This window comes from Pseudomonas kairouanensis, from assembly GCF_004682055.1.
Classification (GTDB): domain Bacteria; phylum Pseudomonadota; class Gammaproteobacteria; order Pseudomonadales; family Pseudomonadaceae; genus Aquipseudomonas; species Aquipseudomonas kairouanensis.
In genome coordinates this window covers 36,866-49,072 of the sequence record NZ_QUZU01000027.1, presented here as the reverse complement: position 1 = coordinate 49,072, position 12,207 = coordinate 36,866, and the positions used below count along the sequence as shown (strand labels likewise).

Here is a 12,207-nt window from a genome sequence, read left to right as displayed (position 1 = left end):
GGAGCGGGCTTGCTCGCGAAGTGGCCCTGACAGTCACCTCAAGAGGCCAAACTCTTCCTGAACCGCGCCAACGCCACCAGGAAAAACACCAACCCAATCCCCGCCAACGCCAGCAAATCCGGCCACACCACGCCAACCCCCGCATCCCGAAACAGAATCGCCGCGCTCAAGCTCACAAAGTGCGTCGACGGCGACCCCTGCATCACCCACTGCAACCACTCGGGCATGCTGTCCAATGGCGTACTGCCGCCTGACAACAACAGCATCGGGATAATCACCGGGATCGCCAACAAGCCGAACTGAGGCGTCGAGCGGGCGAGGGTGGCCAGGAAGATGCCCAGCGCCGTACTGGCAAACAGATACAGCGCCGTCACCAACAGGAACAGGCTCAGCGACCCTGCCAAAGGCACACCCAGCAAGCCCTTGACCACCACCTCCAGCGACACCCAGGTACACAACACCACCACCAGCATGTTGCTCCAGATTTTCGCCAGCATGATCTCCAGCGCGGTGAGTGGCAGCACCAGCAAATGGTCGAGGGTGCCGTGCTCGCGCTCACGCAGCAACGCGGTGCCGGTGAGCACGATGGCAAGGATGGTGATGTTGTTGACGATCTGGATCACGGCCAAAAACCAGCCGCCTTCCAGGTTGGTATTGAACAACGCGCGGGTGGTGAGCAGCGCGGGTGCATGGCTGGTGGCATCGGCCTGGCCGCCATACGCCAGCAGCTCTCGCTGGAAAATCCGCCCGATATACCCCGCGCCCATAAACGCCTGGCTCATCGCCGTGGCATCCACGTTCACCTGCACGCCCGGTTGGCGCCCGGCCAGCAGATCGGCCTGGAAGTTCGCCGGTACGTTGATCACGAAGGTGTATTCGCCGCTGTCCATGACCTTGTCCAGCTGGTCATACGCCAATGGCACGGGGGGTTGAAACTCGGGCGGCTGCAGTGCTTCGGCCATCTGGCGCGAGAGCGCACTGTGGTCTTCATCGATAAACGCCACGCTGGCGTTGTGCACACCGATCACCGAACCGGCCGCCGGCATATAGATGGCCACCGTGAAGGCGTAGAACAGAAACAGCAGCAGCACGCTGTCGTGGCGCAGGCTGGTCAATTCCTTGAGGCCTAGCCGTAGGATGTGGGCGAACTTAGGCATCAGGCCTCCTGCTTCTTGAGCATGACCAGGCTCAGCCCGGTGAACCCGACAAAGAACCCGAACAACGCCAGGCACTGCGGCCATAACTGGCGCAGGTCCAGGGCTTTGGTGAAGGTGCCTACCGCAATATCAAGGAAATGCCCCGCCGGAAACAGCATGCCCATCAGTGCGGCCGCGCCTTCCAGAGACGAGCGCGGCACGATCAGCCCGGAAAACTGGATGGTCGGCAGGCTGGTGATGATCATGGTGCCCAGGATCGCCGCGATCTGGGTGCGGGTGAACGCGGAAATCAGCAGGCCCATGCTGGTGGTGGCCAGCACGTACAGCAGGCCGCCGAACGCCAGGGTCATACCGCTGCCCTTGAACGGCACGCCAAAGAGCCAGCGGTTCATCGCCACCAGCAGGGCCAGGTTGACCAGGCTTACCGCCAGGTACGGCGCCTGTTTACCCAGCAGGAACTCCAGGCGGGTCAGGGGCGTGGCGTAGAAGTTGGTGATCGAGCCCAGCTCCTTTTCGCGCACGATGCCCAGGGCCGTGAGCATTGCCGGGATAAACGCCAGGATCAGCGCCATTACGCCGGGGCCGATGGCATTCACACTGACCACGTCCTGGTTGTAGCGAAAGCGCGTTTCCAACTGGGCCGCGCCTTGGCTGCTGCGAGGTAGGCTGCTCAGTTCGGCCAGTTGTTGAAGGTTGCCCTGGTGCACGGCCTCGACGTAGTTGCGGCTGGTTTCTGCGCGAAACGGCATGCCGCCGTCGAGCCACGCCGCGACGCTGGGTTGGCGACCGGCGTACAGGTCGCGGCCAAAGCCCGGCGGGATTTCCACCGCCAGTTTGATTTCCGAGCGTTGCAGGCGCCGGTGCAGTTCGTTGGCGTTCTGGATCGGGGACTGCTCGGCGAAATAGCGCGAACTGCGGAACGCCTCAAGGTAGGCGCGGCTCTGCGGGGTCTGGTCCTGGTCGTAGACGGCGAAGGCCAGGTTTTCCACATCCAGGGAAATGCCGTAGCCAAAGATCACCATCATGAACAGCGCTCCCAGCAGGGCGAAGGCCATGCGCACTTTGTCTCGCAGCAACTCCTTGCCTTCACGGCTGGCCACGGCCAGCAGGCGGGCCAGGCTGAAACCGCGTTTGCTCACGGGCGGTGCAGTGGTTTGGTTGACCGTGGTGGCGGGCGCCTGGGGTTCGGGTTCACCTTGGGCTTGTTCCAGGCAGGTGACGAATGCCGCCTCAAGCGTGTCGCCCTGGAACTGCTGTTGCAGCGCGTGTGGCGTGTCGCAGGCCAGCACCTTGCCGGCGTGCATCAGCGAGATGCGGTCGCAGCGCTGGGCTTCGTTCATAAAGTGGGTAGACAGGAAAATCGTCACGCCTTGCTCGCGGGACAGCTCGATCAGCAGCCGCCAGAAATCATCCCGCGCCGCCGGGTCGACGCCTGAGGTGGGCTCGTCCAGGATCAGCACTTCCGGGCGATGCAGCACCGCCACCGCCAGTGACAGGCGTTGGCGCAGGCCCAGGGGTAATTCGCCAGACGGTTGCTCGGCAACTTCACCGAGGTCAAACCGCTGGATCAACTCATCGATACGTGGGCCGCTGTCGGTCTTGGGCAGGTCAAACAGTTGCGCATGCAGCACCAGGTTCTGGCGCACGCTGAGTTCGCCGTACAACGAGAAGCTCTGCGACATGAAGCCCACGCGCTTGCGGGTGGCCAGGTCCTTGGCGTTCACCGGGTTGCCCAGCAGCTTCGCACTGCCTTCGGTGGCGGGCATCAAGCCGGTGAGGACTTTCATGGTGGTGGTCTTGCCGCAGCCGTTGGAGCCGAGAAACCCAAAGATCTCGCCCCGGCCAATGGCGAAACTGACCTTGTTGACCGCCGTGAAGTCGCCAAAGCGCAGGGTCAGGTCGTGGGCCTCGATGGCGATGTCGCGGTTGGTGCTTGCGCGCGGCGGGATCACCAAAGGCTGGCTGTCGTGGGCGCTGTCGCCCTGGAAGTGGGTGAACGCCTCATCGAGTTTGCCGCTGGGTGTGGCCGCAGCCAGGTCGCGGGTGAGGCCGTCGGCGATCAGCTTGCCGCGATCGAGCATCAGGCAGTGTTCGAATTGCTCGGCTTCCTCCATGTAGGCCGTGGCCACCAGTAGCGTCAGTTGCGGGCGCTCATTGCGTACGCTTTCGACCAGTTCCCAGAAGCGGCGGCGGGACAGCGGATCGACCCCGGTGGTGGGTTCGTCGAGGATCAGCAGGTCCGGGTCGTGGATCAGCGCGCAGCACAGGCCGAGCTTTTGTTTCATACCGCCGGAAAGTTTGCCCGCCGGGCGCTCGTCAAAGCGCGCAAGGTCGGTGGCCAGCAGCAGGTTGTGCATGCGCTGGTCGCACTCATCCTTGGACAAGCCGAACAGGGTGGCGAAGAAACGGATGTTTTCGTTGATGGACAACTCGGGGTACAGGTTGCCACCCAGGCCTTGGGGCATGAAGGCGATGCGCGGGTACAGGCTGTTGCGATGGCGCCGGTCGTCAATGGCGCCACCCAGTACGTCCAACTGGCCGTCCTGAAGCTTTTTAACCCCTGCGATCAGGCCCAGCAGGCTCGATTTGCCTGCGCCATCGGGGCCGATCAACCCGCAACGGGTGCCGGCCGGCAGGCTGAAGCGGATGTCGAGCAGTGCCTGTTGCTTGCCGTAGCGATGGTTGATGCCGATGGCGTGCAGCGCCAGGCCGGTCATTGCAGGTTGGCCGGCCAGTCGATGTCAGCCGTACGCACATAGCCAGCGCCGGGCATACCGGGCTTGGCCTGGGGCACGGTACTGGGTTGGGTCAGGCGCAGTTTGACGCGAAACACCAGCTTCTGGCGTTCGTCGCGGGTTTCCACTTCCTTGGGGGTGAACTGGGATTTGGCCGCGACAAAGCTGATCTTGGCCGGCAGCGGTTGCTGGGGCAGGGCGTCGAGCAGGATGCGCGCATCGCTGCCGACGGTCAGGCGGCCGGTGACGGAGGCGGGCAGGTAGAGGTTCATGTACTGGTCATTGGGATCGATCAGCAAGAGAACGCGTCCGCCCGCGCCGAGCACTTCGCCGGGTTCGGCCAGGCGCAGCTGGATGATCCCGTCGATGGGCGCGCGCAGGCTGCTGTCATCAATTTCGCTGGTGAGTTGGGCCACTTGGGCCTGGGCGGCGCCGATGGTGGCCTTGACCGAATTGACCTGGGCTTGCGCAGCGATCACCGCCGCGTTGCCGGTGTTCTGCCGCGCCTGCTGTTGATCGATCAACTGGGTGCTGGCAAAGCCACGTTTGTACAGCTCCTGGGTGCGCTTGAGTTCCTGGTTGGCCAACAGTTGCTCGCTCTGGCGCAGCTGCACGTTGGCCTCGGCGGCGGCGAAGTTTTCCTTGGCACGCAGCACTTCGGCTTCGGCCTGGGCGCGTTGGGCTTCGAGGGTGCGGGTGTCCATGCGCGCCAGCAACTGGCCCTTGAGCACTTTGTCGCCTTCATCCACGCGCACTTCGGCCAGGCGCCCGGGGATCTTGGCGGCGATCTGCACTTCGGTGGATTCCAGGCGGCCGTTGCCCATGCTCAGGCCTTCGGGCAGGCGGTCCTGGGTGGAGCGCCAGTAACCAAAGCCGCCAGCGCCCAGCAGCAGAGCGATCAATGCGATGGCGAAAAAACGGGAGATGTGGTGGTTCGTCGACATGGCGGCTTCCTGCGGCATTAGCGTCCTAGTTTGACCGGTGGGCGCTCCAGGGCGGTTGATGCCGGTCAAATGAACTGTAGGAGCGAGCTTGCTCGCGAAAAACGTCAACGATAGCGCGGTCCGTCTGTAAGGGCGCGGTGACTTTGCGTTTTTCGCGAGCAAGCTCGCTCCTACAGTTAACGCAGTTGGAGCACGGCTGCCCATTGTTCGGCAGTCACAGGCATCACCGAAAGCCGGCTGCCTTTTTGCACCAAGGGCAATTCGGCGAGCGCCGTTTGTTGTTTCAGGTAGCCCAGGCCCAGCACCTTGGGGAAGGTTTTGACGTGCGCCACATCAATGGCGCTCCACGGGTTTTTCTCCGCGCTGGCCTTGGCGTCGAAATAATGGCTTTGCGGTTCCAGGGCAGTGGGGTCCGGGTAAGCCGCCTTGATGATTTTGCCGATGCCGGCAATCCCTGGCTCGGGGCAGCTGGAGTGATAGAAGAAAAACTCGTCACCCTCGGCCATGGCGCGCAGAAAGTTGCGCGCCTGGTAATTGCGCACCCCATCCCAGCGCGCTTGGCCGAGCTTTTCCAGGCCTTTGATGGAGAGTTCGTCGGGCTCGGATTTCATCAGCCAGTAGGCCATTTTTGGGCTCCTGAAAAAGGCAGTGGGCAAGTTGTCTGGCAATTTAATGACAAACCGACAGTCGGTTGGCGCCAAGGTTTGCGTGTTGGTTCACGTTACCGCAGAATGCCGGCTTTTAAAGCTTGACGCAGCTGCAACGGACTACTTTGGAACGTTGTTGTCATCGTGTACGAGGTGCCTGAAGGGGGGCAATCGATGCAACGTAAACCGGATTTACTATGGATTTTGGTTATTTTGTTTGGTCTGGGCGTCGTGACCACCGGGTATGCGCAAAGCTTGTGGTCGAACAAGACCGATGCTCCCGTTGAACTGACCCAGCAACAGCCGCAACCGTTCAAACGCTGACCCTTCTTCCAGGCGCCGCTTTTATTGCGGCGTCTGCGCGATGTACCAACCCTTATCGGTGACGGTGCCCACCAACGGCACATCCCAACTCGCCTGCACCAGCTGCTCGACTTTCTGACATTCGTGGGCCAGGCCCAGCAACGTCGGCTTGCGCCAGCTCTGGCGCCGCGCCAGGTAGGCGAGGCTGCGGTCGTAGAACCCGCCGCCCATCCCCAGGCGCCCACCCGTCTCATCGAACCCCACCAACGGTAGCAGCACCAGGTCCAGCGCCCACACCTTGCGTTGCCGGCTGATGTTTACCCGTGGTTCAAGAATGCGAAAGCGGTTGGGCAGCAGCTTTTCACCGGGGCGCACGCGCTGGAACACCATCTTGGTCCGTGGCCAGGCGCTGAGCACCGGCAGGTAGGTGGCCTTGCCCCGGCGCTGGGCAGCACGCAGCAGCAGGCGCGGGTCGATTTCACCGTCCGTCGGTAGGTATAGGGAAATATGTTTGGCCCGGCGAAACAGCGGGTGCTGTGCCAGTTGCCGATACAGGCCGTGGGCGGCCTTGCGCTGCTCGCTCGGCGTAAGAGCACGGCGGGCCTTGCGCAACATGCGTCGAAGTTGCGGACGGGAAAGCGGCGCAGGTTCGGTCATGGTTTTTGGCTCATAAAACAATGCCAGTCCGAGGACTGGCATTGAGTTTGGGAATTCAGGCTCCCCGACAGAGCCGCTGTCGACTTAGCCCTTGAACCCGAAAGTTCAAGGTGGAAGAAGCAGTAGGCTTTAAGGCTTTCCGTCTAGCGGACATGCACACCAGCCCAACGTGCAACTTCCAGGGTAGTGCGAATCGGCTCAGGGACATCGCCGACTGGCAAACACGCCAGGGAGTGGGGCGAGTATACCTTAAACACTCACGGCAATCAGCCCTTGGGTGCGTCTGAATCGCTGGAAAGCACCAGATCGACACGGTCCAGCAGGTCACGCACCTGCTCACGCGTCGACCCGCTGGCCTGCACGTCCGGGCGTTCCTGCTTATGCAGCAGGTCGTGGGTGATATTCAACGCGGCCATCACGGCAATACGGTCGGCGCCGATCACTTTGCCGCTGCTGCGGATCTCGCGCATCTTGCCATCCAGGTAGCGGGCGGCGCTCACCAGGTTGTTGCGCTCTTCCTGGGGGCAGATGATCGAATACTCTTTGTCGAGGATCTGCACGGTGACGCTATTGCTTGAACTCATGAGTCTTGCTCCAGGGCCTTCAGGCGCGAAATCATCGATTCGACCTTACGCCGGGCGATTTCGTTTTTTTCAATGAGGTGAGCGCGTTCCTCGCGCCAGGTTTTTTCCTGAGCTAGTAGGAGTCCGTTTTGACTCTTAAGTTGCTCGACCCGAGTAATTAGCAATTCGAGTCTGGCCATCAGCGCTTGCAGGTCGGTGTCTTCCATTGGGTTCCACTGGATTTGTCTGATGAATGGCAACTGCAGGATAAACGATCTGACGCCCTTGATAGTCTTGGTACGTCTGCCGGTGCTAGGATACAGCGCTCCATTCTAGACATTGCGCCGTCTGGCGCCTAGCTCACCATGCCCATTCAGAACTCCCCGTACGATGCTTTCTCCAAACTGCTGAGCACCAGCGGCCACCCTTGCTCGCCTGCCGAGTTGCACGGCGTGTTGCTGGGCCGCAGCTGCACCGGCGTTGGCTTTGATGCCGACAACTGGCTGGCCGATGTGGCCGAGCTGCTGGAAACCGAGCCGACCGACAACGTGCGCAACGCGCTGATCGGCCTGCAGGAAATGGTCAAGGGCGAGCTGACCGGTGACGACGTCACTGTGGTCCTGCTGCTGCCCACCGACGACGCACCGCTCGCTGAACGTGCCGCTGCCCTGGGCCAATGGTGCCAGGGCTTCCTCCACGGTTTTGGCGTGAACGCCGGTGGCCTGGAACTGAGCACCGACGCCAAGGAAGTGCTGCAGGACCTGGCGGCCATCTCCCAGGTGCAAGACGCCCTGGAAGAGTCCGAAGACGGTGAAGGCGACTACATGGAAGTGATGGAATACCTGCGCGTAGCGCCGCTGCTGCTGTTCACCGAGACCAAGAAGTCCGCTGAGCCGGCCGCGCCCAAGCCGTCGCTGCACTAAGAAAGGAAGCCCATCTGCCCATGATTCATATCCCCCGAGCGGAATACACCCGGCGCCGCAAGGCGCTCATGGCGCAGATGGAACCCAACAGCATCGCGATCCTGCCGGCCGCCGCCGTGGCCATTCGCAACCGTGATGTCGAGCACGTGTACCGCCAGGACAGCGACTTCCAGTACCTGAGCGGTTTCCCCGAACCGGAAGCTGTGATCGTGCTGATGCCCGGTCGCCTGCACGGCGAATACGTGCTGTTCTGCCGCGAGCGCAACGCCGAACGTGAACTGTGGGACGGCCTGCGCGCCGGCACCGAAGGCGCGACCCGTGACTTTGGCGCCGACGACGCGTTTCCCATCACCGATATCGACGACATCCTGCCCGGCCTGATCGAAGGCCGCGACCGGGTGTATTCGGCCATGGGCAGCAACGCCGAATTCGACCGCCACCTGATGGAGTGGATCAACGTGATCCGCTCTAAAGCGCACCTCGGCGCCCAGCCGCCGAACGAATTCGTTGCCCTGGATCATCTGCTTCACGACATGCGCCTGTATAAATCGGCGGCAGAAGTGAAGGTGATGCGCGAAGCGGCACGCATTTCCTGCGCCGCCCATGTGCGGGCGATGCAGGCCAGTCGCGCGGGGTTGCATGAGTTCAGCCTCGAAGCCGAGCTCGATTACGAATTTCGCAAGGGCGGCGCGAAGATGCCGGCCTATGGTTCCATCGTCGCCGCCGGGCGCAACAGCTGCATCCTGCATTACCAGCAGAATGACGCGCTGCTCAAGGACGGCGACCTGGTGCTGATCGACGCCGGTTGCGAGATCGACTGCTACGCCAGCGACATCACGCGCACCTGGCCGGTCAACGGCAAGTTTTCACCAGAGCAGAAGGCGATCTACGACATTGTGCTGGCCTCCCAAGAAGCCGCCTTTGCCGAAATCGCCCCCGACAAGCACTGGAACCAGGCTCATGAGGCCACGGTGCGCGTCATTACCGCCGGGCTGGTCAAGCTGGGTTTGCTGCAGGGCGACGTGGACGAGTTGATCGCCAGCGAAGCCTACAAGGCGTTCTACATGCACCGCGCCGGCCACTGGCTGGGCATGGATGTGCATGATGTGGGCGAGTACAAAGTGGGCGGTGAATGGCGGGTGCTGGAAGTCGGCATGGCCTTGACCGTGGAGCCGGGCATCTACATCGCGCCGGACAATCTGAATGTGGCAAAGAAATGGCGTGGCATTGGCGTACGCATCGAGGACGACGTGGTGGTGACCAAGCAAGGCTGTGAAATCCTGACCGGCGGCGTGCCCAAGGCGGTCGCCGAGATCGAAGCGCTGATGGCGGCGGCCCGATGAGCCGGGTCAACCTGGCCATTATCGGTGGCGGCCTGGTGGGCGCGAGCCTGGCGCTGGCGTTGCAGGCCGGGGCCAAGGCCCGTGGCTGGAAGATCGTGCTGATCGAACCGTTTGCCCCAGGCGACAGCTATCAGCCGAGCTACGATGCGCGCTCGTCGGCGCTGTCCTACGGCGCCAAGCAGATTTATCAGCGCCTGGGCCTGTGGCAGGCCATCTCCCGCCGCGCCGAGCCGATCAAGCAGATTCATGTGTCAGACCGCGGGCGTTTTTCCACGGCGCGCCTGTCTGCCATGGAAGAAGGCGTACCGGCCCTGGGTTATGTGGTGGAAAACGCCTGGCTTGGCCAATGCCTGTGGCAAGGCCTGGACAAGGACGTGGTCAGCTGGCGTTGCCCGGCCGAAGTCACGCGCATGGAGCCGCTGCCCGATGGCTACCGCCTGACCCTCAACGATGAAACCGTGCTGGAGTGCGACCTCGCCGTGCTGGCCGATGGCGGCCGTTCCGGTCTGCGCGAGCAACTGGGCATCGGCGTGAAAACCCGCCCGTACAACCAGAGCGCACTGATCGCCAACATCACCCCCAGCGAAGCCCACAACGGCGAAGCTTTCGAACGCTTCACCGATGACGGCCCGATGGCCCTGCTGCCGCTGCCGGACAACCGCTGCGCCCTGGTGTGGACGCGCATCGGCATGGACGCCCAGCGCCTGGCCAACCTCGATGAGCGCGCCTTTCTCAGCGAATTGCAGGGCGTGTTCGGTTATCGCCTGGGTACGCTCAAGCAGGTGGGTGCGCGTCATTTGTACCCGCTGACCCTGGTGGAAGCCGAAGAACAAGTGCGCTCCCACCTGGCCATCCTCGGCAATGCCGCCCACAGCCTGCACCCGATTGCCGGGCAGGGTTTCAACCTGTCCCTGCGCGATGCCAATGCCTTGGCCGAAGCCTTGCTGGCCGGGCCCCAGGTGCCGGGCGACCTGGCCACCTTGCAGAGCTATCGCGAACGCCAGCGCCTGGACCAGAAGCTGACCGTGGGTTTTTCCGACCAGGTCACGCGCCTGTTTGGCAGTGCCCAATCGCTGGTGGCGCTGGGCCGCAACATGGGCCTGCTGGGCCTGGACCTGCTGCCACCGGCCAAGCGTTGGTTCGCCCGTCAGGCCATGGGGCTGGGCACGCGTCCCGATGCGTAAGTGGTTGATCGAGCGTCTGGGCAAGGCGCGGTTGTTGCGTTGGATCATGACCCTGTACCCACCGTACTTGGGCGCGGGCGTCAGCGTTCAGCACTTGAGCGCCGATTTTCGTCACGTCAAAGTGCGCATGGGCCTGGGTTGGTACAACCGCAACTACGTCGGCACGCAGTTCGGCGGCAGCCTGTATTCGATGGTCGATCCGTTCTACATGTTGATGCTCATGGAGAACCTGGGCCGCGACTACATCGTCTGGGACAAGGCCGCGAGCATCGATTTCATCTCACCGGGCAAAGGCCCGGTGTTTGCCGAATTTTCCATCGACGACGCCTTGCTCGATGAGATCCGACGGCAGACTGAAGGTGGCGAGAAGTACTTGCCCCACCTCAAGGTACAGATTCATGACGGCTCCGGCACTCTGGTGGCGCGGGTCGACAAAACCCTTTACGTGCGGCGCAAGCCGCCAGCGAGACAGGCTTAAACCATGGACATGCGCGCAGATGTGCTGATTGTCGGGGCCGGAATGGTCGGAAGCGCCCTGGCGCTGGCGTTGCAGGGCAGTGGCTTGCAGGTGCTGCTGCTTGACGGCAGCCCGTTGAGCGTCAAGCCCTTCGACCACGACGCGGCATTCGAGCCCCGGGTGAGCGCCTTGTCGGCCGCCAGCCAGCGCATCCTGGAGCGCCTTGGGGTGTGGGATGGCATCGTCGAACGCCGCGCCAGCCCTTATGGCGAGATGCAGGTGTGGGACGGCAGCGGCACCGGGCAGATCCACTTTTCGGCCGCCAGTGTGCACGCCGAAGTGCTCGGGCATATCGTTGAGAACCGCGTGGTTCAGGATGCGCTGCTCGATCGCCTGCACGACTGCGACCTGGGCCTGCTGGCCAATGCGCGCCTGGAGCAGATGCGCCGCTCCGGCGACGACTGGCTGCTGACCCTGGCCGATGGCCGCAAACTGCGTGCCCCGCTGGTGGTGGCGGCCGATGGCGCCAACTCTGCGGTGCGCCGCCTGACCGGCACCGCCACCCGCGAATGGGATTACCTGCATAACGCCATCGTTACCAGCGTACGCAGCAGCCAGCCGCACCGGCGTACGGCCTGGCAACGGTTTACCGACACCGGCCCGCTGGCGTTTTTGCCGCTGGTGCGCGATGGGCAGGAGGATTGGTGTTCGATTGTCTGGTCGACTACACCGGCAGAGTCCGAGCGCCTGATGGCGCTGGATGACGAGCGCTTCTGCCGTGAATTGGAGCGCGCTTTTGAAGGGTGCCTGGGCACTGTGGTCAGTGCCGACCCGCGAGTCTGCGTTCCGCTGCGTCAGCGTCACGCCAAACGCTATGTGGCCGAAGGCCTGGCCTTGATCGGCGATGCCGCCCATGTGATCCACCCATTGGCAGGGCAGGGCGTAAACCTGGGCTTCCTCGACGCGGCGACCCTGGCCGAAGTGCTGTTGGCGGCTACCGAACGCGGCGAACGCCTGGCGGATGTGAAAGTGCTGAGCCGCTACGAGCGCCGACGCATGCCCCACAACCTGGCGTTGATGGCGGCGATGGAAGGCTTTGAACGACTGTTCCAGGCCGACCAACTGCCGCTGCGCTGGCTGCGCAACGCGGGGCTGAAGATGGTTGACCAGATGCCAGAAGCGAAAGCGGTGTTTGTGCGTCAGGCGCTGGGCTTGACTGGAGATCTACCGGAGTTGGCCAAGCCCTGAAAGGTTTGTGCAACATCTGGTAACGCCTCCGCCAAGCATCACCAAA

Annotated in this window: 13 protein-coding genes and 1 other RNA gene; 6 read left to right on the top strand and 8 right to left on the bottom strand. The window is 62.9% G+C overall.

The annotated features are described in order from the left end of the window. Positions 1-38 precede the first annotated feature (38 nt). From DYL59_RS20035 to DYL59_RS20020, 4 genes are all read right to left on the bottom strand, one after another. Positions 39-1,157, bottom strand: coding sequence for an ABC transporter permease (locus DYL59_RS20035; protein WP_135290712.1), 1,119 nt, complete (start codon positions 1,155-1,157; stop codon positions 39-41). Next, a complete protein-coding gene (gene rbbA / locus DYL59_RS20030; RefSeq protein WP_135290711.1) occupies positions 1,157-3,874 on the bottom strand; it encodes a ribosome-associated ATPase/putative transporter RbbA in 2,718 nt (905 codons plus the stop codon). Before rbbA ends, DYL59_RS20035 begins: the two co-directional genes overlap by 1 nt. Next, on the bottom strand, positions 3,871-4,836 hold the full coding sequence (locus DYL59_RS20025; RefSeq protein ID WP_135290710.1) for an HlyD family secretion protein: 966 nt from the start codon (positions 4,834-4,836) through the stop codon (positions 3,871-3,873). The genes rbbA and DYL59_RS20025 overlap by 4 nt, the downstream gene beginning before the upstream one ends. Positions 4,837-5,012: 176 nt before the next feature. Beyond that, positions 5,013-5,462 carry an EVE domain-containing protein gene (locus tag DYL59_RS20020; RefSeq protein WP_135290709.1) on the bottom strand — a complete coding sequence of 150 codons (450 nt, stop codon included), beginning with the start codon at positions 5,460-5,462 and terminating at the stop codon, positions 5,013-5,015. Positions 5,463-5,657: 195 nt separating this feature from the next. On the opposite strand from DYL59_RS20020, the gene DYL59_RS20015 reads away from it, so the two are divergent. Then, a complete protein-coding gene (locus DYL59_RS20015) occupies positions 5,658-5,807 on the top strand; it encodes a hypothetical protein (protein WP_092355790.1) in 150 nt (49 codons plus the stop codon). Between the two features lie 21 nt (positions 5,808-5,828). Here the strand turns inward: DYL59_RS20015 and DYL59_RS20010 are convergent, their stop codons facing one another. From DYL59_RS20010 to DYL59_RS19995, 4 genes are all read right to left on the bottom strand, one after another. Then, the gene (locus DYL59_RS20010) at positions 5,829-6,443 is read right to left on the bottom strand and encodes a 5-formyltetrahydrofolate cyclo-ligase (protein ID WP_135290708.1); all 615 of its coding nucleotides are present in this window, start codon (positions 6,441-6,443) and stop codon (positions 5,829-5,831) included. 57 nt (positions 6,444-6,500) lie between these two features. After that, a non-coding RNA gene (gene ssrS / locus DYL59_RS20005) (6S RNA) lies at positions 6,501-6,679 on the bottom strand. Between the two features lie 30 nt (positions 6,680-6,709). Then, a complete protein-coding gene (locus DYL59_RS20000; protein ID WP_105697237.1) occupies positions 6,710-7,027 on the bottom strand; it encodes a cell division protein ZapA in 318 nt (105 codons plus the stop codon). After that, the gene (locus DYL59_RS19995) at positions 7,024-7,233 is read right to left on the bottom strand and encodes a TIGR02449 family protein (protein ID WP_007982902.1); all 210 of its coding nucleotides are present in this window, start codon (positions 7,231-7,233) and stop codon (positions 7,024-7,026) included. Before DYL59_RS19995 ends, DYL59_RS20000 begins: the two co-directional genes overlap by 4 nt. 138 nt (positions 7,234-7,371) lie before the next feature. On the opposite strand from DYL59_RS19995, the gene DYL59_RS19990 reads away from it, so the two are divergent. The 5 genes from DYL59_RS19990 to DYL59_RS19970 are packed head-to-tail and all read left to right on the top strand — an operon-like array spanning position 7,372 to position 12,161. Continuing rightward, positions 7,372-7,929 carry a YecA/YgfB family protein gene (locus DYL59_RS19990; protein WP_021492630.1) on the top strand — a complete coding sequence of 186 codons (558 nt, stop codon included), beginning with the start codon at positions 7,372-7,374 and terminating at the stop codon, positions 7,927-7,929. A 20-nt stretch (positions 7,930-7,949) separates the two neighbouring features. Beyond that, complete coding sequence (gene pepP / locus DYL59_RS19985) at positions 7,950-9,272, top strand: Xaa-Pro aminopeptidase (protein WP_135290707.1); 1,323 nt, start codon at positions 7,950-7,952, stop codon at positions 9,270-9,272. Further along, entirely contained in the window at positions 9,269-10,456 is a 1,188-nt protein-coding gene (gene ubiH, locus DYL59_RS19980; RefSeq protein ID WP_135290706.1) for a 2-octaprenyl-6-methoxyphenyl hydroxylase, read from the top strand. Before pepP ends, ubiH begins: the two co-directional genes overlap by 4 nt. Further along, positions 10,449-10,934 carry a DUF4442 domain-containing protein gene (locus DYL59_RS19975; protein WP_135290705.1) on the top strand — a complete coding sequence of 162 codons (486 nt, stop codon included), beginning with the start codon at positions 10,449-10,451 and terminating at the stop codon, positions 10,932-10,934. The genes ubiH and DYL59_RS19975 overlap by 8 nt, the downstream gene beginning before the upstream one ends. 9 nt (positions 10,935-10,943) lie before the next feature. Further along, positions 10,944-12,161, top strand: coding sequence for a 2-octaprenyl-3-methyl-6-methoxy-1,4-benzoquinol hydroxylase (locus tag DYL59_RS19970; protein WP_167496697.1), 1,218 nt, complete (start codon positions 10,944-10,946; stop codon positions 12,159-12,161). Positions 12,162-12,207 lie beyond the last annotated feature (46 nt).